The sequence below is a fragment of the Halorubrum sp. FL23 genome (genome assembly GCF_052439115.2).
GTDB classification, from domain to species: Archaea; Halobacteriota; Halobacteria; order Halobacteriales; family Haloferacaceae; genus Halorubrum; species Halorubrum persicum.
In genome coordinates, this window is sequence record NZ_JBQVRO020000019.1 from 18027 (window position 1) to 36043 (window position 18017).

General features: G+C 54.4%; 15 protein-coding genes and 1 pseudogene. 8 read left to right on the forward strand and 8 right to left on the reverse strand.

Going from position 1 to position 18017, the window contains the following annotated elements:
• Positions 1-64: 64 nt before the first annotated feature.
• The gene (locus tag ACT4MF_RS16485) at positions 65-1453 is read right to left on the reverse strand and encodes a permease (protein WP_049986199.1); all 1389 of its coding nucleotides are present in this window, start codon (positions 1451-1453) and stop codon (positions 65-67) included.
• Positions 1454-1781: 328 nt separating this feature from the next.
• On the opposite strand from ACT4MF_RS16485, the gene ACT4MF_RS16490 reads away from it, so the two are divergent.
• A complete protein-coding gene (locus tag ACT4MF_RS16490; protein ID WP_444683400.1) occupies positions 1782-3248 on the forward strand; it encodes an amidohydrolase family protein in 1467 nt (488 codons plus the stop codon).
• A 29-nt stretch (positions 3249-3277) separates the two neighbouring features.
• On the opposite strand, the gene ACT4MF_RS16495 is transcribed toward ACT4MF_RS16490, so the two are convergent.
• Positions 3278-3802 carry an ArsR/SmtB family transcription factor gene (locus tag ACT4MF_RS16495; RefSeq protein ID WP_004048660.1) on the reverse strand — a complete coding sequence of 175 codons (525 nt, stop codon included), beginning with the start codon at positions 3800-3802 and terminating at the stop codon, positions 3278-3280.
• A 201-nt stretch (positions 3803-4003) separates the two neighbouring features.
• On the opposite strand from ACT4MF_RS16495, the gene ACT4MF_RS16500 reads away from it, so the two are divergent.
• Genes ACT4MF_RS16500 through ACT4MF_RS16510 form a run of 3 tightly spaced genes read left to right on the forward strand, consistent with a single transcriptional unit; the run spans position 4004 to position 6825 of the window.
• A complete protein-coding gene (locus ACT4MF_RS16500; RefSeq protein ID WP_004048661.1) occupies positions 4004-4219 on the forward strand; it encodes a heavy-metal-associated domain-containing protein in 216 nt (71 codons plus the stop codon).
• Between the two features lie 4 nt (positions 4220-4223).
• On the forward strand, positions 4224-6143 hold the full coding sequence (locus tag ACT4MF_RS16505; protein ID WP_444683399.1) for a heavy metal translocating P-type ATPase: 1920 nt from the start codon (positions 4224-4226) through the stop codon (positions 6141-6143).
• A gap of 28 nt (positions 6144-6171) precedes the next feature.
• Entirely contained in the window at positions 6172-6825 is a 654-nt protein-coding gene (locus ACT4MF_RS16510) for a hypothetical protein (RefSeq protein ID WP_006186940.1), read from the forward strand.
• A 35-nt stretch (positions 6826-6860) separates the two neighbouring features.
• On the opposite strand, the pseudogene ACT4MF_RS16515 reads toward ACT4MF_RS16510, so the two are convergent.
• The 3 genes and pseudogenes from ACT4MF_RS16515 to ACT4MF_RS16525 form a co-directional block, all read right to left on the reverse strand.
• Positions 6861-7138: pseudogene (locus ACT4MF_RS16515) on the reverse strand (site-specific integrase); the annotation flags it as partial.
• A 353-nt stretch (positions 7139-7491) separates the two neighbouring features.
• On the reverse strand, positions 7492-9075 hold the full coding sequence (locus ACT4MF_RS16520; RefSeq protein ID WP_444683398.1) for a transposase: 1584 nt from the start codon (positions 9073-9075) through the stop codon (positions 7492-7494).
• Complete coding sequence (locus ACT4MF_RS16525) at positions 8973-9389, reverse strand: hypothetical protein (protein ID WP_444683402.1); 417 nt, start codon at positions 9387-9389, stop codon at positions 8973-8975. Before ACT4MF_RS16525 ends, ACT4MF_RS16520 begins: the two co-directional genes overlap by 103 nt.
• Before the next feature lie 261 nt (positions 9390-9650).
• On the opposite strand from ACT4MF_RS16525, the gene ACT4MF_RS16530 reads away from it, so the two are divergent.
• Positions 9651-10451 carry a helix-turn-helix transcriptional regulator gene (locus ACT4MF_RS16530; protein ID WP_444683397.1) on the forward strand — a complete coding sequence of 267 codons (801 nt, stop codon included), beginning with the start codon at positions 9651-9653 and terminating at the stop codon, positions 10449-10451.
• Between the two features lie 961 nt (positions 10452-11412).
• Here the strand turns inward: ACT4MF_RS16530 and ACT4MF_RS16535 are convergent.
• From ACT4MF_RS16535 to ACT4MF_RS16545, 3 genes are all read right to left on the reverse strand, one after another.
• Positions 11413-11970, reverse strand: coding sequence for a hypothetical protein (locus tag ACT4MF_RS16535; protein WP_512053315.1), 558 nt, complete (start codon positions 11968-11970; stop codon positions 11413-11415).
• A 75-nt stretch (positions 11971-12045) separates the two neighbouring features.
• The gene (locus ACT4MF_RS16540) at positions 12046-13011 is read right to left on the reverse strand and encodes a hypothetical protein (protein WP_444683395.1); all 966 of its coding nucleotides are present in this window, start codon (positions 13009-13011) and stop codon (positions 12046-12048) included.
• An 818-nt stretch (positions 13012-13829) separates the two neighbouring features.
• Positions 13830-15644, reverse strand: coding sequence for a transposase (locus tag ACT4MF_RS16545; RefSeq protein ID WP_128905042.1), 1815 nt, complete (start codon positions 15642-15644; stop codon positions 13830-13832).
• A 433-nt stretch (positions 15645-16077) separates the two neighbouring features.
• Between ACT4MF_RS16545 and ACT4MF_RS16550 the strand changes: the two genes are divergently transcribed.
• The 3 genes from ACT4MF_RS16550 (at position 16078) to ACT4MF_RS16560 (ending at position 17928) form a co-directional block, all read left to right on the forward strand.
• Positions 16078-16578 (forward strand): hypothetical protein, encoded by a 501-nt coding sequence (locus ACT4MF_RS16550; protein WP_444683394.1) that lies wholly within the window; start codon positions 16078-16080, stop codon positions 16576-16578.
• Between the two features lie 268 nt (positions 16579-16846).
• Complete coding sequence (locus ACT4MF_RS16555; RefSeq protein ID WP_128906259.1) at positions 16847-17581, forward strand: hypothetical protein; 735 nt, start codon at positions 16847-16849, stop codon at positions 17579-17581.
• 149 nt (positions 17582-17730) lie between these two features.
• Positions 17731-17928, forward strand: a complete 198-nt coding sequence (locus tag ACT4MF_RS16560; protein WP_128906258.1) for a hypothetical protein — start codon at positions 17731-17733, stop codon at positions 17926-17928.
• Positions 17929-18017: the final 89 nt, after the last annotated feature.

An 18017-nucleotide genomic window follows, 5' to 3' on the forward strand; every position in this document is an offset into this window, starting at 1 on the left:
GACAATTGCGGATTGAAGGTGCGATGATGAAGTGCTTCACAGCGGATGAACCACAGTACATCTATCAGTGATCGTGATCGTGGTTTGTTATCTGCGGGCTTTGATCAGCAAATTCCGTGGGCTCTTCCTCGAATGCCCGCTTACAGGTCTTCGAGCAAAAATAGTACGTCATCCCATCATTGGACGCACTCGGCCCCTCATCGTCGGTCCGCATGCCACACACCGGATCACGATACTGACCTGGTGCGCCGATTCCACGTCGGTAGACATACAGGAGGAACCCGGAGAGCGCGAAGGCGATAATATTGAGGTAGAACGTGTAGTTGAGCTCGAAGTACGTCTGTTCGGTCGCCGTCTCGCCACCGGCCAGATCTGGTACGATGCCGAGGGCGTCGAACAGCAACTCCATGAGGAAGCCAGTGAACGCCATCGTCACGAAGAAGACGCCAAGGATGTACAGCATGATCTTCCAGCCGTAGTACTTCCGGTAGACGTTCAGCACGGGCACGGTGATGAGGTCGGCGTAGACGAACGCGATGATCCCGGCGAAGCTGACGCCACCGCCCCACAGCGCGACGGCGAACGGGACGTTGCCCATACTGCCGACGAAACTGAGGACGGCGATGATGACGCCCATGACGGCGTTCTCGGCAGTCACGAGCAGGCCGTCGCCCTGAATGAACAGCGTGTTCCACACCCACTGCGGGACGAAGACGATGACGAACCCAGAAATAAGGAAGCCGGCGACGATGTCTTTCCAGATCATCGACCACTCCTTGCGGTACTGATTCCCGACCTTGTACCAGCCACCCCACGACAGCAACTCGTCACGCCACCCGCCGCTACTCGACGTCTCCTGGCGATAGGTCTCCATACAGCCCTCCGAGCAGAATTTGAGCGTCTCACCGCCGTCGGTCGTGAGCGTGTACTCGTCTTTCCCCTCCATCCCGCAGGTGGGATCTTCCGTGACGCCCGCCTGGCGGTCGCGCTCGTTGAGCTTCTCGCGGACTTCGTTAAACAGGTTTTCGGGAAGCGTAAGGTGGACGATGGCGGCCATGACGGCGATGAGAATCAGGCCGCCGAGCAGTTCCGCGACGAGGAACTCCCAGCCAAGCAGGATGAGAATCATCAGCCCTAGTTCGACGATGAGGTTCGTCGACGCGAACATGAACGCGAGGAAGTTCACCGCGTGCGCCCCCTTCTTGAACAGGCCCTTCCCGATGGCGACGGCGCCGAAACTACAGCCACTGCTTGCTGCTCCGAACACAGTCGCCTTGGTAAGTCCAGTTAGATCGCCCTCACCCAGCACCTGTGCCATCCGCTCCTTCGAGACGTAGACCTGGACCAGACTCGTAATCGTGAGGCCCATGATGATCGCCCACGCCGCCGTCCAGAGAAATCCGACACCGATACGAAGGGATTCAAGAACTCCGTCGATTATCGTCGCCTGCATAGGTGTATCATTGTAGGGATCATCTATTGCGGTTTTGGTTAGAATATACTGCCTATGAGGGTATCAGTACTATGGCATCGTAACCGTCGGCCATAGATGATCTATCGTGAAGAGGGGAAAACATTGCAAACCTCCACAAGCTCCACGGAATCCGACTTCAGATTCAAAAGGGGAATCTGATTAAATCACGCCGACGTATTAGAGGCTAATGGGACCAGTAGAGACCGATGATATCCCAAATGAGGGGAACACCACCTGGAAGAACAGCCTTCGCCGGCCTGCTCGGTTGTCCAGTACGGTAACTGTCACATCCACTTCCTAATTTACGATGGCTGTCGATCTGGCAATCCATGATGCACTCGTTCTCACAGCCGACGAGCGGAACCGCCTGTACGAGCGCGGCACAGTATGCATCACCGATGGCTGTATCGAAGAAGTCCGACCATCACGTGCAGGAGACGGAGAATTAGAAGCATCCACCGTTATCGACGGGAACGGGAAACTGGTGATGCCGGGGTTGGTGAACGCCCACACGCACCTGGAGATGACACCGCTCATCGGTGCGTTTAGCGAACTCGAGCTGACGGAGATGCTCGGGAGTGGGACGGCCTTGTTTAACAGACTAGGGAACGGCGAATTCGAGTACCTCGTCGAGGCAGGCGTCGAGCTCGCAGCGCTCAATTTCCTCCTGGGCGGTGTCACGACCGTGAACTCCATGGACGCACGGCCTGCCGCAGGTGCAGAGGCGTTCGGGGAAGCAGGGCTCCGCGGATTTTTCGGCCCGGCGATCTCGGACCTCTTCTGGGACCAACCAGTCGATCAGCAGTTCGCCCGTGCTCGCGAGTTCGTCGAAACGTACCACGACACGTACGACGGCCGAATCAGGGCGACGATCTGCCCGCACGACGACTGGTCGTGTACCCGGCAGCTGTGGGAACGGACCGCATCCCTCGCCGCAGAGTATCCGGACCTGCTCGTCCACACGCACTTGCTCGAACTCGAGGAGAGTAACACGATGGCACGAGCGAACGGTGGCGAGGACTCGGTAGGATTGCTCGACGACGTTGGACTCCTGGACGACCGACTGGTCGCTGCTCACTTCCGCCTCGGCGACGAAGAGGACATCCAGCGAACCGCCGAGGCGGACGCGGCTGTTGCGCACTGCCCGTCCGTCTTCTGTTACTGGAATCCGGACGGGGAGACGCAGTGGACGCCCGTTCCCGAGCTTCGAGCCGCCGGCGTCGACGTCGGAGTAGGGATTGACGACCACTACTGGCACGACTCGTACAGCATGTTCGGTGAAGCGCGGCAAGCTCGGCTGGCGGCAAATCTCAAGCGTTCAGCCGGGCAGTTCGACTCGATGGAACTGATACGAATGCTCACTATCGAGGGCGCACGCGCGCTGGGGATGGGCGACGAGATCGGCAGTATCGAAGCGGGAAAGCGCGCGGATATTATCCTCCTCGACGTCGACAAACCGAAGTTCACGCCACTGACCAACGTTCCCGCACACGTCGTGAACAACGCGGTCCCGGCCGACGTCGAGACAGTGATCGTTGACGGCGACGTCGTCCTCCGGAATGGTGTGCCCGAGACAATGGACTCGGACGACGTGCGACAGCGAGTAAATCAGGCTGTCGAACGCTTCATGGACGAGACAGGCTGGGAGTTAGACATTGGTGGTAGTGAACCGCCGACCAGCATCGAGACTGTACGGGACCTCCCAAAGCGTGGCCCTGCGCGACTCCTGACTCGCCTCGCGATGCAATCCGCGCGTGATCGGTTCTCCTTCTAAGACCCTGCCAGCGTAGGGGTGGTTCCCCCTCAGGAATTTCTGTGGGCGCGAACGAACGCACGTCGCAGGACGGTCAGAAGAACGTACGTCTCGTACTTCTGGGTCTGGCAGTGCTCGCAGGGCTGCATATCCTCGACGATCTCCTCAATAGCGTCGTCGTACTCGTCGGTGAGCGTAGTGAGCGCGTCCGTGATCTGGGGCTGGGCAGCGTCGATCATCTCCTCGACGGCGGCGTCGGCCGAATCTGGTAGTGAGTACGAGAGGACGATCGTGTTCGCGTGGTAGTACTTCGTCGTCCCACCACGCCCCTCCTCGAAGCGAACGACGTCGACGAGGCCCGCATCCCGGAGCTCGTTGATGTGATGGCGGACCGTGTTCTCCGTCCGGTCGATGCCGCGATCGTCGAGGCGTTCGTGGACCTCGGTCGCAGTTAGGGCTTCCTCGGACAGAATGTCGAGGACCATCGCCCGCATCGGCTCGTCGATGGCGTCCGAAATCCGAGTGTCTCGCACCGCGATGTCGTCGAGACGGTGGTCGGTATCGGAATCACTCATACGAGAACTGAGCGCGAGCACGCGGGAAAAGGTAGCGGGGCAGGAGTCGGGTAGGTGTCTGTCGAGGTATCCAGTACAGGATGGACCCGCGATAGCGAAAGCCCTAGACGACCCGTTTGACTGTTCCAACGACCCGTATCCGAATTCAAACATATCATCTAAAAAATACTTATTGAGGTACGGGCACTATCTCAAACTGTAATGAGCGACACAACCCAATTCCGCGTCCTCGACTTCGACTGCCCGACCTGCGCGAGTACCGTCGAACGCGCCCTGTCGAACGTCGACGGCGTCCAGCACGTCGAAGTCCACTACGCGACCGGCCGCGTCGAGATCGAGTACGACGACAGCGTCACTGACCCCGACGCCTTCGCAGAGACCATCGAAAACCAGGGGTACACTCCCCAGCCCGCCTAACACTATGAACAAACAATCGATCACGCAGTACTACCGGAACCACCGGAAGGCCATCGTCACGGCGACGAGCGGCCTGCTGTACGGCGGTGGCTGGAGTCTCGGCTACCTCACGAGTTTCGAGATGGCAAGCGCCGCCATCCTCGTCCTCGCGACGGTCGTGGGTGGCTACGACATCGCCAAGACCGCTTACCACGAGGTCACCAACCGGACGCTCGGCATCAAGACGCTGGTGACGCTGGCCGCCATCGGTGCTATCGTCATCGGGGAGTACTGGGAAGCCGCCGCCGTCGTCTTCCTGTTCAGCCTTGGCAGCTACCTCGAAGGCCGGACGATGCGGAAGACCCGGACGGCACTTCAGGAGCTACTGGAGATGACGCCCGACACGGCGACCGTCCGTCGCGACGGGACACTCCAAGAGGTCTCCGCCCGCGATGTCGAAGAGGGCGAAGTCGTCGTCGTAAAGCCGGGCGGGAAGATCCCGGTCGACGGAACCGTCGTCGACGGCGAGAGCGCAGTCAACCAGGCGCCGGTCACCGGCGAGAGCGCGCCCGTCCACAAGGCCGACAGCGACGAGGTGTACGCCGGGACGGTCAACCAGGAGGGCGCGCTAGAAATCCGGACGACGGGAGCGGGATCGGATACGACTCTCGAACGGATCATCCGTCGCGTCGAGGAGGCCCAGGAGGCTCAGTCGCCCACGGAGAGTCTCATCGACCGGTTCGCGAAGTACTACACGCCGGCCGTCATTGCCCTGGCTATCGGCGCGTACGCGGTCACGCAGAACGCGATCCTGTCGCTGACGCTGCTGGTCATCGGCTGTCCGGGCGCGCTGGTCATCGGGCCACCGGTCAGCATCGTCTCGGCCATCGGTAACGCCGCCCGGTCGGGCGTGCTGATGAAGGGCGGCGAACACCTCGAACGCGCCGGCAAGATCGATCTCGTCGCCTTCGACAAGACGGGGACGCTCACGAAGGGCGAGACCACCGTCTCCGACATCGAGGGGTTCGGCGTCGCCGCCGCCGACGTCCTCTCGCTCGCAGCGACCGCCGAGAAGAAGAGCGAACACCACCTCGCGGACGCCATCGTCGACATGGCCCGCGAACGCCAGACGGCTGCGACGGACGGTGGAGCGACGGTCGCCCAAGCGGACGATACGGACGTGGGGCGCAGGTCGGTCCCCGATCCCGACGACTTCGACGTGGTCGCCGGCAAGGGCGTCATCGCCCATGCCGATGGCCAGGAAGTCGTCGTCGGCAACCGCGCGCTGCTGGACGACCGCGACGTCGATGTCCCCGATCGGGTCGCCGACTACGTCCGCGAGCGTGAGGGGCGCGGCGAGACAGTCGTCCACGTCGTTCGGGACGGGGACATCATCGGCGCGATTGCGATGCGGGACGAGCTCCGGGAGGCCGCTCCTGGGGTCGTCGCGGCGCTCCAAGACGCTGGCATCGAGACGGTGATGCTCACCGGCGACAACGATCGGACGGCCGCTGCCGTTGCCGAGGAGGTCGGTATCGACGAGTACCGTGCCGAACTCCTCCCCGAGGACAAGCAGTCCGTCATCGAGGGCTACCAGGCCGACGGCCACGTCGTCGCGATGGTCGGCGACGGCATCAACGACGCGCCATCGCTGGCCACTGCCGATGTCGGCATCGCGATGGGTGCTGCGGGAACGGACACCGCTATCGAAACGGCTGACATGGCGTTGATGGCCGACGACCTCGAACGCATCCCGTACGCGGTCAAACTCAGCAAGGCGACGCGCTGGAACGTCCTCGAGAACGTCGGGCTCGCGGTGCTGACCGTGACCGTCCTCCTCACGGGCGTGCTCACCAGCTACGTCACCCTCGCGTCGGGAATGCTGGTCCACGAGGCCAGCGTCCTCCTCGTCATCCTCAACGGGATGCGACTGCTCCGCTACTGACCACGAGACACGATCACAACCACAACTCATGACATCGAATTCGACTGCGACTGACACGACCCAGACGAGAACCAATTGGCAGGTCGACTACGACGTCGAGCCGATCGAAATCCGCGACCCCGTCGCGGAGGCCCTCGACGTCCTCGAACCGGGCGAGCCGTTCGTCATCGCTTATAGAGACGCGGTGAAAGAGGCAGGACACTCCTGTCCGACTGCCTCGGGCGCCTACCGGATCGTCCAGCTCGGGCTCGACGCCCTGTATCCCGACGACTATCCAGTCCGGAGCGAAATCGAGGTCCAGACGGCCGGCCCGCAGGAGGATGCTGCGTACGGCGTGATGAGCCGTATCATCTCGTACGTGACTGGCGCGACCGGCGATGACGGATTCAGCGGGCTCGCCGGCGGCTATGGCGGCCGCCGCGACCTCCTGTGCTTCGACGGGTTCGACCCGGACACGGCGGACCCGACGTTCCGGTTCCGGCGAACCGACACGGACGAGACCGTCGAAGTGGCCTACCACGTCAGCGACGTTCCTAGCGGTGGACCCGCAATCGGGAACCTCCAGAGGATTCTCGACGGATCGGCAAGCGACCAGCAACGGGAGGCCTTCGCTGACGCTTGGCACCGCCGCGTGCAGGCTGTTCTCAGAGACGCCACCCTATTCTCCGTCGAAGGGGTATGAACGCGGCGGTGTACCCCTCACACTCGTAATGAGAGTTACCGCGATATACTGTTGGGCTCCTTGGGTACCTTGGTAGCGCCATCACCTAACTCGCCGACATCGATATGAGAGTACCCCACGCAAACCATCCCCTCAGAGTTGTCCAAGTATCGAGCTACAACCGCCAACCCAAATACTCAAACAAGAATCTCGCCCATCCCGCGTCAACTGCCATATGGAGCAAGGTAATCGTGTTTCCAATGGTCGATATCGATCTCCACAGCCTCTGAAGTCGTTGGAGAACCGACCGTGACCCATCAGTCATAATCTGCGGCAACGTCTACGGACACATCTATGCCGTTGTATGAGTCGTCGGAGCGCCCTGTCGGTGCCGTCGATATTGACGGGGTACAAGAGGTCAACTATGATTTATTTCCAGTTCATTTCGAACTGATTCGAAGGCACGCATCAAATCTATCCTCCGAGGTTGTGGAAGACCACTGTTTCGGAGGATAGGCTAGTTTTGGATCGAATCGCCATCAAGTCGTGGTGATTCCCAGCAGTCAGGGATCGATTTTGAATCCTTACTCTCGAACTACCGGACGAGCGTACGAAATTGTGTGGATTTTGGCGCTGCTGAATACGGTTGTCACTCTTGAGCGGCGGACCCAGAGAGACCTCAGCCAATTAGTCGTGCGGGATCAACCCCGAGGCAACGAGCTCAACACACTCACCCGCAGTCAACACTGGTGCGTAGTCCATCTCACCTCCCACACCCGCTTTCAGCAGGAAGTCGGTGAGCCGCCAAATATTGTACAGGAGTACCGCGAACACGAAGTAGAACAGGCGAACGCGGTAGTCTTTCGAGGAGGTCTTGGCGAGAAAGTCACCTTTGATCGATTTGTACTCACTCTCGATCTGCCACCGGCGGCTGTAACGCTGACAAAACGACTCGGCTTCCTCCGGACCGACTCGAAGATTCGTCGCGAAGACGGCCGTCCCCTCACCACTCGTCGACGGCACGTACAGGAGCCGCATTGGATGCGATCCAGATTCCACGTGGACAGAAGCCGACTCAACAGCCACCTCTTGGCCGTCTTCCTCCATTTGTTCGAGTACATCCTGTTCGGAACTGGAGACTCGCTTCGGAATGAGGTAGTTCACATCAAGGTTTGAGAGCGTCTGAAACACTTGTATCGAGTCAAACTCTCGATCACACAGCACCGTCTCGATTGGAACGTGTTCTTTCGCTCGTCGAACGAGCCGTCGCACAGTACGATGGATCTGATTCGATGGGTTGTCGTCCCACTCAGAGCTCTCTCGGACCGGCTCAACCGCGAGAACGAGCGGTATGTTTTGCCCGATGATCGAAAGCGTCGCAAATTTGAATGCTCGACCGTCTCTGTCCTTGGTTCCACTGACCATCTGCATCTCTTTGACATCCCCGTAGTAGGGAATGGTCGTTATATCGATCGCAGCGGTAACTGGTCTCCGAAAGGATGCTTCCGAGGCGATCACGGAGAGCAAGTGGTCTGTGCTCTCATTGAAGCAGTTCACGAGCTCTTCGGGATCGAACTGTTTGACAGCGCGGAGGTGCGTGTCGCCGTGGGGTCCATACTCTTCACCACGACGGTACTGGAAGCGAGTCGCTCCTTGCGCGGTTCCACACCGAACCATACCCATGAACGTCTGTAACTCGAAAAATTGCGTGTCCTCGTACGAGGCGTTCGACGCCCGACCAGAGTCGAAGTGTCCAAAGGCGTGATCACGGGCGAGTCGCGTCATCTGAACGATTTTGTCCTTTGAGAACGAGTTGTCCTTGACTAAGTCCTCCTCTACTGGAGACTCGTCAGCGATCTCTGCCTTGGGCCGCACCTCGGGCGCAGGAATGTCGAAATCGTGGACTTCTTTAACGACGAAGTGAGCCGCGGTCTGGATGTATTCCTGGACAGTATCGTCGAATCGATTTCGCCACGCCCTTGAGAAGGCTGATTCGTCGGGCACTCGGCTAAAACCGAGAATAGTGGCGAGTTCCGGTTGTCGCGTGAGTCGTCGACTAAACTTGGCGTAAGAATCCCCAGTAATCTCCATGAATACGAACGAAAAGACCATCGCGCGAAACGAGAGTGGCGCAGGATGCCATGCTGAATACCCGTCTTCGATCGCGTCTATCGAGTGATCGAGATTCTCAAACGTGGTGACGACGTCGGACCCATTGAGTTCGTTTCGAACGGCTGTCCCGAGTTGGTACGCTTCGTACAGAGAGCGCATTCGTGCGTTCTCATGAAACGGCGTATCTCTTTCTTGTTCTCGTTCGTATTCTGCGAGTCGTTCGATCCAGTCCTCTGTCGGAAAATGCGTTCGGAAAAGCCAGCGTTCGAATCGGTACAGTCGTTTACGAGGAACGCCCTCCGCGGGTTCGGATAGTCGCCGTCGAGGTGATCGGCGTACAAGGTCGCGTGTTCCGAGAGTTTTGATTCAAGCTTGTCGGCCGTCTTCTGGACTACGTCGTCGTGGTCTCCGTCCGTATCGAGAATGATCGCTACGCCCGCCAATGCTGTTGCCGCACCGAGTAGCCCCACCATACAGAATCGTGGGATGTGAAACCCTTCAAACGCCCGTCACCGCGGTGGAACTGATTTCCTGACAAGTAATCGATAGATGGTGGGGGTACCTCACGCAAACAAACTGGGTGTTCGCGGCCGGGTCTGTGAGATTGCGAACGGTACGGAACGCTCCCCCGCTTATTTTATAAGACATATTTAGTAATATAGAATATTTTATAACAGATCGTATTAGTTGTATACACAGTAAGATTTATTTTCTAATTAATATTATTTTGTATTATGGTCCCACAATCAGACGGAGAAGCCCTGCGTGAGGTAATATACAAGCGGTACACTATTTTGGAGTGTATTGGCGACTCCAGAAAAACTATTCCAGAAATTGTCACAGATAGCCAAAAATCTAGGACGACTATTGACCGTTCAATAAAATCACTTGAATCCCACCAGCTTATCCGAGAGTTGGAGGGAAGACAGTATGAACTTACGAATAAGGGTAAGTTAGTTAGGGATGAGGTCAAAGATTATAATGCTTTCATAGACTCATTAGCAGGAACTACAGATCTTATCTGTTCGCTTAATGATGTAGAACAAATTCCTCGTGATGTCTTCCGGGATGCTGAGTATCGAATAGCAGACCCCAAAGCACCAGAAACCTGTCTTCAATACATTTCTGACATTCTGAAATCAGCGACACATTTCCAAGCAACATCAACAGTAGCTCATACGTATCTCATAGATATAATTTGTAGTACTATCAGTAAAAACAATACGAAGACTGAAATAACGGCTGAAAAAGATATAATTGAATCGTTGGCACAAATACGTAAAGATAATCTAAAACGAATAGCTAGTGACGACAGTGTAGACTTCTTTTCGGTTGATAAGCCTATTCCTTACACGGGATGGGTTATTGATACACCATCTAGGGAGGTCGGTGTGCTTATTCTCCACTCAGGAGGGGGAATTAAAGGGGTGGTGATGAATGACTCTCAACAAACTATTGATTGGCTAAGGAAGTTCTGCGATAGATATCAATCTGATGGTACTCTCATAACTGAATCCTCAATCCAAGATTTATAAGGTAATACTTACAAATATCGGGAGAGTCTCTACGAGAATATTTTTTCGTGATCGCCTGGGTCGACTCTATAAGAAGCTAAATAATTCGTGCCAGTTGTCGGGAGCTTCCTCTTCAGCGTTGTCAGAATGTTCAGGGATCATGTATTATGCGCCTTAATTATCTAAAAACACGTTCAACAGCATTCTTATCTCCATATTTTTGAGTTTAGATTCGAAGCCATGGTGCTGACACGTGTCCGGTAATTGGAACGACTTATTGATCATAAATGTGGCGTCAGAGACATAGTATTTCTCGGGAAGCTCGGTAAGAAACAGATGAATGAGTACCATTGTTTGTGGGGTATTATATAAATCAAATTGTGCCTCGCTGAAGTAGTTGGAAATTGACATTTATTATTTGCTAAAGTCAGCTCAGGGGTAGCGGCGAGCGAGAGCGGGAGTGGGTTTCGCAGATCGCTGCCTACGGTTCGATATTTAAATAACTGTGAGCGACAGCGACGAGCGCTTATAAGAAGAGGGTGCGGTGGCGCGCCTGCGAGCGGCCGCCATCGGCGACCGCGAGCCAGCCCGCGAGGGACGCGGTGAGCGCTCGTAGAGCGCGAACCGCGAGGCTGGGGAGGCGTGAGGTGTGGTGCTGTGCGGGGTGGGACTCAAAGGGGCAGTCGCGAGGGCGAAGCACGCCGCTGTAAGCACCGCAAGGAGCGAGTGAAACGAGCGACTGAGGAGCACAGCAAGGCGCGCGAGCTGTCGCGACTGGGGCTTTGGGAGCACTCTCCGCTACAGCGTCGATAACTTATAGATAGCCGACAGCAACACCGCTATTCTACTTATAAATGGCCTCACTCACAATGTACTACACTTACTCCCGCACTCGATCAAGAAGCAGTTCGCATCGGACAGCTGTTTCAGGCGATAATATATCTGAAGAATGGGATTTCAACAGAGCCGGTCTGTTCACATATCAAACCTCGTAGTCACGGTCTCCTTGGTCTTCAAGGTACGAATCAACGAATTTCTTGGCTTCGCTTGCAGTTAATCCTGTATCTTCAACCTCTCCAGTTTCTCTATCTGTATTTTTTGGATATTCGACGTATCCCAGTTCCGGAGCTTGAGGCCACAACTTAACAATTCCTGCGACGTGACGGTGATCCGCATCTGTGAGTTCAGCTTCAACCCATGAATCCATATTCGAATAGCGTACTCTGAGGACGGGTTCATCTATCGGATTTTCTAGATTCGGAACGAACATGTATTGGCTGGCTGTCGTCGTACCAGCCACTTCCGAATTATCCGTCCCGACAGGTGGCATTTCTACGGTTTTTGTGAAAAGACGTTCCTCTCTCGTGAACAACTGTAATTCAATCTTTTGTTCCCTTTGAGTATTATTCGTGAACATAATATAAAGAAGTTCGACCGACGAATTCTCATTTGAATTACCCAGACATCCACTTAAACCACCAAATGTAAGTATTGATACCATCTTAACTATGTTCCTACGTGAGCAGCACAACTTCATCATAGGCTTATTATTAGAGCTAAACACTATTAAAAATTTCTCACACTGGTGTTATTGAGCATCTACATAGGGGGGTTGCTAATCTGATTTATTGATAGTTATATCGGTGGATTCAGTTGTCACATATGCTGGGTCCGACCGACTCCGGTATTCACTGATTTTCCACTTGGGAACTCTATGCTTAATTTTGTCATTTCGGATCTTTTCCGTCGTTATACGCTCAATCCCATACTCCGATAATTCATTATCACTCATATCTTGGAGGTCATCATACTCTAATTCGTCAATTGAAGGACTAGTGGGAGAACTGGGTGAAACAGATCCGCCTGGAACAAATGTGACATCAATACCTATATTTTCCCATCCAGTATCGGATTCAATCGTCATTGTTCCAGAAGTACTGTTAATTGTATCCATATCTGCTTGAAAACCTACAAAATATGACGACGCCCAGTTTGTAAATGCAAAATCCTGCGTCAACTCAAGCTTCGTTGGATCTGATGTGTCAAACGCACCAGGATCATAATATGATTGGTAAATATCTGCGGCGGAAAGGATATAGCCCACTGGCGTTTCTGCGAGAAGTTCAGTGGTAGCTGTCTCTACGAGACTATTATAGTTACCATCTCCAACATCGTAGGGCTTTGCCATACTCCGTATGTATTTACTAGAATTTGGAACTTGGTCAAAAGATGCTGTTCCATCAGTCTCAGCTATGAAGTCCTGTTTTTCTATGCCATACGATTTCTGATCATTATCCTCATCGTAATCCTCTGCAACCATCTCATAATTAAATATATGAGAATAAACCTCACTTCCATCGGGACGGGTCTGCCATTCACTCACGACATATTCCAGTCTTACGCTTGTTGTTTGTGAGAAAGACTCGTCATCGTTATACTCAACCCACCCAGAGGATGATGTCTGGAAATCATTGTTATCCGCAGAAGCCTTCCCCACGCTGGTAACGCCGACGAGACCCACACCGGCAATTGTCTTTAAGGCAGTTCTCCGGGACGAACTCGATTTCGATTTCTTCTGCATTGCGATTTCAAATTTATAGAACAGATATTAAATTTTGGGCGGGAGAATTCTATTGAATTAGAAAATACCACGAGTCCGGGAAATTCTTCAATTTTGGTAAAATTACTACTAACTATATCTTACAATATTCGATGGGACTTCGCCCACTAATCTAAATCAAGATCGAAAAAAGTGATAATATTTTGTCAATTAAAATACCTTTATTCTTGGTCACACTCTCGTACAATAGTTAGGCATTAAATCCATCTTCCGAGGTTTTGGTTCTGCCCACAGTTTCGGAGGATAGGCTAGTTTTGGATTGAATCGCCATCAAGTCGTGGTGATTCCCAGCGGCCGGGTACGGTTTCCGGTGATGAAACAGAAGATCGACTCTTTGAGCAGCCTCTTCGTGAGGTATGAGGTCAACTCAAGAGTCGTTCTGGAGTTCCTGGCAGAATTTATGTTCGACAATAGCCCGGATCTAACAGAAGGATCAACCGATGTGTGAGCAATTCGCACTCTGTTCGTTCCCGAGGATGATCAGTCAGTATTCGCAGTAAGAACATAGCGACAAGAGATATTGGCCTCTATTTTAATTCAGAATAGATAGACCGAACAGAAGGCACGCATCAAACACATCCTCCGAGATTGTGGATGTTGCGAAGATGGGCCTATGATGCACAGGTTTCGAGGCTAAGTCATCTGAAAGAAGTGGCCGAGCGGGTCTCGAAATGCGTTTCTGAGAGACCTATCGCGTAGCGTTCACAAATCCGATAGAAAATCGCCGGTTAGGCCAGCGCCGCCGCTCACGATCGAGCAAGCTCAGAGGAGACGAGAAATTAGTCGGGTGGATCGAGACCGTAGTTCTTCTTGGCAAATGTCAGGAACGAGTTCGAAGAGACCGCCGGCTGGTCGCCGACCTCACCGTGGAGTTCCAACTGCACGAGGATATCCACGAGTCGCCAGCAGTTGTACAACACGCAGGCGAACGCGAAGTTGAAGTACCGGAACCGGTGGTCGGGCGACTGTGTCTCCGCGAGGAACGTCTTCAGCTTCTTAAACCCGTTTTCAATGCCCCACCGGCGTTTGTATCGGACCATCAGTCGCCCAATCTGGTGTTTCATCTCCCGGTCGTCCGAAGGATTGACGTCCACCCACGGAAGGTTCGTCTCGAACGGCACCGTCGGTGCTTCAACCCGCGCTGGCTCCACGATCTCCTCTTCCTCATGCACCTCATCAAGGAAATTTCCCAGCGGTGAGTTGCCGTCGCGGTCCTCTGAGAGCGGCGTTGTCTCGCCAATATCTTCGAACTCCTCGATGAGTTCCTGCCGAATCGTCACGTCATTCTCATCGTCATCTTCGTCTTCACGTTCCCACTCGCGCTTTGGGAGGTAAACTGCCTTTCGTGCTGGCCCGTCGTCCAGACGCTTTTGCTTGACCACGTCGAAGTCTCTGTTCTCGCTGGCGAGCTTGGCAATCTGGTGTTCGTGGTCGCTGCTGGAGCGCACAACGCCCGGATTCAGGTAGTGAACGTCGTGCTTCTCGCAGGCGTCTTTCACGCCATCGTTGGCGAACTCGCGGTCCATCATCACGAGGTCCAGATCGGGGACAATATCTGTTGCACCATCAAGTAGATCGTCTACGAGATCTGCTCGCTTCCGGCCGCGTTCAACTGGGACGGCATCGAGTATGAGCGGGACGTCATGACCGACGAGTTTGATAACTGCCCACTGGAAGAACGGCCCGTCGTCACCTTTGTACCCAAGAATCCACGGTTCCTGATTCTGTCCGCTCCGATCTCGGGTGATCTCTCCATCCCACGGGTTGCCTTTCGTGATGTCGATGGCTGCCATCTGCTTGCGGCCCATCTTGTCCTTGGATTTCGCCTGCTTAACGAGTGTCCGGCTAGTCTCCCGGAGCATTGTCCGGATACGTCCGACGCCGAGATCCTTTGTCTGGAGCCGGTGGGAGTCGCCAGACGGCGTCTTCGTTCGGGTAGAGTCGGCGGCAAAGGACTGTGCGCCGTCGTTCGGGTGCATATCAGTCCGCATCCCGAGGTATGACTGCTGTTCCCAGAATGCGCCTTCGGGAATACTTGCGTTTCCGCTGCGGTCAAGGTGGAAACAGTCCTCGACGATGGGTTTCGCACCCTTCCAAACCTCGCGGGCCTTCTCACGAGCGAGCGTATCCTTGCTTTTCGAACGTGTGACTGTATCCGTCGGCTGGTTGGGTAGAAACGAGGGTTCGGGCGCAGGAATGTCGTGGTATCGAGCGATATCCACGACGACCTCAGCGGCATCCCGAACGGCGTCGCGGACATCTTCGAGACGGCCGTTCCATGCCCGCCAGAGTGTGGACTGATTAGGGATGCCGTCGAAGCCGAGCTGCGTGCTGAGAAACGGCTTCTGTTTGAGATATCTCCAGAGAGCTGTTGCACCTTTCCAGCCCTTCATGCAGCGGAGCACATGCGCTCGGAAGACAGCTTCCCAAGGTTTCGGGTCGCCCTGTTCGTGGTCGAGAGTGTCGTAGAATCGGAGGTAGCAGGCAGGTATTTCGGCGACAAGATCTTCTAGCGTAACAGAGCGATCGTGTCGGACCTGTTGCTCGCGCGGGTAGGTTGTCAGAACGCCGTCAACCATTTCGCGGAACGTCATGTCGAAGGATCGTGCTTCGACAAGCGCGCCAGAATCCGTGGTGTAAAGTCCGTCTACGTCGTAATCTTTCGGTGTAGATTCATAGCCCGCGCTGTCAAGACGCCTCCGTGGCCCGAGGCGCTCCCACCGTGACCCCGTTGGGGCCTGCCCTGCGCGTGCTGTCACTAGTCAAGAATCACACGTCTTCGTATATAAACATCCAGAATTAGTAGGAAACGGCTCTGTTGAAATTCTATTCTTCCGCCATATTTTCACCTGAAACAGCTGGTCGATGAAACCTGCTTATTGAATCCGGTCACAGAGTACCTGTTCGTTTTGGAATTCTATTTCTCCCGAAAGTACTTATTCTCAACCACTGTGTCCTAAATTAGTGAAAAGACGCTCATTCTTACTCGGATCTACAGGGATTGTAGGTTTATCCGGGTGTCTCGGAATGCAAGGTGGAAATGAAAGTGGGAATATTCGTCCTGAAGGGAACCCTACCGACGCTCCTAATGAGTTCGTCTGTGAAAACAGCGAGTTCAATAGACATCCTAAGCCGTATGATTCAGACAATCTCAGGTGGGGCGATACAGACGAAGAGTCACTCCGTGTAGATGGACTCTCGTTCAATTATGGGGAAACTGCTGAGATCAGTCTACATGCCAACGAACGAGGTACCAGCGACTCATTTAACTTCGAGATATATACCGAGAACGGGTGGCGCGATGTACGGGGAGTAGTAGGCGACAGTAAGATTGGCTATACTGATGAACTTGTCAATGGTGGCTTCACATGGGAGCTCGAATTGACTGAAGAGGGAATCAGCTCCGCAAGTAATGATACAATTCCCTTGGAAGTGTGTCCTGATCTCGTTTCGGGTCGGTATCGATTCGTATTCTGGGGCTTGACCGGAGACGAATCTGTTGCTGTCAGTTTCGACATTGACGTATGAATACACTGTACTGAGCGATTGAGGATGAAAAACTATCAACTTCAGAGGATTTCAACAGAGCCGTCTTGGTTTAAAATCCGTTTAAACGGATAGAATCCCCCACAAAACATTTCATAATAAGACGGAAAGGGTGGATATGTACCGACGTACTCTCCTTGCTGGTCTCTCGGCCACTTTCGGCGGGCTCGCTGGTTGCAACACGCCGGGAGCTGGGTCAACTAATTCAACGAACTCAACTGGGCCAGAATCTGACTCAGAATTCTCTGGTATGTCGATCCCTGACCTTCCCGGTGAGGGTGGCGTTACTTGGTACCACAAGGCTGATGAAACAACACAGGCGTTCGTCCGCCCAAGGACCGAACGAGCGGAGTTACCCACTCAAATTGAATTTACGTTTTTCAATCGGTCACAGGAATCTACCAGCTGCGGCGGCTGGGATTTATACAAATTACAGGAGGATCAATGGTTTCACATCGGCCCGTACGCCCACGACGGCATCTGTGAAAACCTCCCGGCGGGTGAAAGTGAATCGTGGACAATAGAGGCAGCGGCTGATGAGATGGATAGCAACCATGAGGATCACTTTCCGTACCTCGGTGGGGGCCACTACGCCGCCGTGGCGGGGTACGGACACACAACATCAGAGAGTGCCGCTCTCGTCAAGTTCGACGCACCGACGATCTCGGTCGTACCAACGGACGATGTAACAAGCGAGTCAGACGGAGACACAGTGACTGTCACCGTCGAGGAGTGGCAGACAGAGTCCGATGATGGGGATCGAGGCATAGTCACACTTGAACGAGCACAGACGGCCGACCGCAGAATGATCGCTGAACAGGTGATGCAAAATCGCGGATACCGCAACCTGCTCGCGCATATGAGTTCGGACGTTGAACGGGTGGTTCTTCGCACAAACAAACGAACAGCCGGTAAATTTGACGCCGAGACACGCCGATTTCAACACGCCAACCAAGCGTACCGCGTTTGGAGAAACGAGCCGTAATTACGTGAGTCGAGGAGTTTGAATCTCAGAGCTTGATTGAACCTCTTAGCGGCTGGCCACATCTGACCCGGTCGCGGTCAATACAGGTCGCCCCGTGACTGGCCAACACCGGAGAACTGTTATCAGAGCCTGTGCTAATATAATTGAAAATGGATTCGTACCCAAGATTTATTCTCACTGCTGCGGCGGGATTGCTGATTGGCATACCTCTGTATCTAGCTATCTTCGCACCTGAGATACTCTCCGTCGAACTATTTACGAGCCTTGGATTCTGGGTTCCCGTAGCTATTCTCCTCCTCGTGATGATATTTGGCTTCTGGATAGGTCAGAGATCGAATCTCACGTAATTTGCTCCCTAGCGGTAGTTACTCAAGAAGCAGTTTTCAGCGAATATCTTTTTCGCACGATATTCTGTCTGAAGAATGAGAATTCGACA

What these genes read in the sequence shown, in the direction of transcription:
- ACT4MF_RS16500 (WP_004048661.1), top strand. Translation starts at nt 4,004, where the DNA reads ATGAGCGACACAACCCAATTCCGCGTCCTCGACTTCGACTGCCCGACC.
- ACT4MF_RS16485 (WP_049986199.1), bottom strand. Translation starts at nt 1,453, where the DNA reads ATGCAGGCGACGATAATCGACGGAGTTCTTGAATCCCTTCGTATCGGT.
- ACT4MF_RS16535 (WP_512053315.1), bottom strand. Translation starts at nt 11,970, where the DNA reads ATGATGAAGTTGTGCTGCTCACGTAGGAACATAGTTAAGATGGTATCA.
- ACT4MF_RS16505 (WP_444683399.1), top strand. Translation starts at nt 4,224, where the DNA reads ATGAACAAACAATCGATCACGCAGTACTACCGGAACCACCGGAAGGCC.
- ACT4MF_RS16490 (WP_444683400.1), top strand. Translation starts at nt 1,782, where the DNA reads ATGGCTGTCGATCTGGCAATCCATGATGCACTCGTTCTCACAGCCGAC.
- ACT4MF_RS16520 (WP_444683398.1), bottom strand. Translation starts at nt 9,075, where the DNA reads ATGCGCTCTCTGTACGAAGCGTACCAACTCGGGACAGCCGTTCGAAAC.
- ACT4MF_RS16525 (WP_444683402.1), bottom strand. Translation starts at nt 9,389, where the DNA reads ATGGTGGGGCTACTCGGTGCGGCAACAGCATTGGCGGGCGTAGCGATC.
- ACT4MF_RS16545 (WP_128905042.1), bottom strand. Translation starts at nt 15,644, where the DNA reads ATGACGTTCCGCGAAATGGTTGACGGCGTTCTGACAACCTACCCGCGC.
- ACT4MF_RS16550 (WP_444683394.1), top strand. Translation starts at nt 16,078, where the DNA reads ATGCAAGGTGGAAATGAAAGTGGGAATATTCGTCCTGAAGGGAACCCT.
- ACT4MF_RS16555 (WP_128906259.1), top strand. Translation starts at nt 16,847, where the DNA reads ATGTCGATCCCTGACCTTCCCGGTGAGGGTGGCGTTACTTGGTACCAC.
- ACT4MF_RS16510 (WP_006186940.1), top strand. Translation starts at nt 6,172, where the DNA reads ATGACATCGAATTCGACTGCGACTGACACGACCCAGACGAGAACCAAT.
- ACT4MF_RS16530 (WP_444683397.1), top strand. Translation starts at nt 9,651, where the DNA reads ATGGTCCCACAATCAGACGGAGAAGCCCTGCGTGAGGTAATATACAAG.
- ACT4MF_RS16540 (WP_444683395.1), bottom strand. Translation starts at nt 13,011, where the DNA reads ATGCAGAAGAAATCGAAATCGAGTTCGTCCCGGAGAACTGCCTTAAAG.
- ACT4MF_RS16560 (WP_128906258.1), top strand. Translation starts at nt 17,731, where the DNA reads ATGGATTCGTACCCAAGATTTATTCTCACTGCTGCGGCGGGATTGCTG.
- ACT4MF_RS16495 (WP_004048660.1), bottom strand. Translation starts at nt 3,802, where the DNA reads ATGAGTGATTCCGATACCGACCACCGTCTCGACGACATCGCGGTGCGA.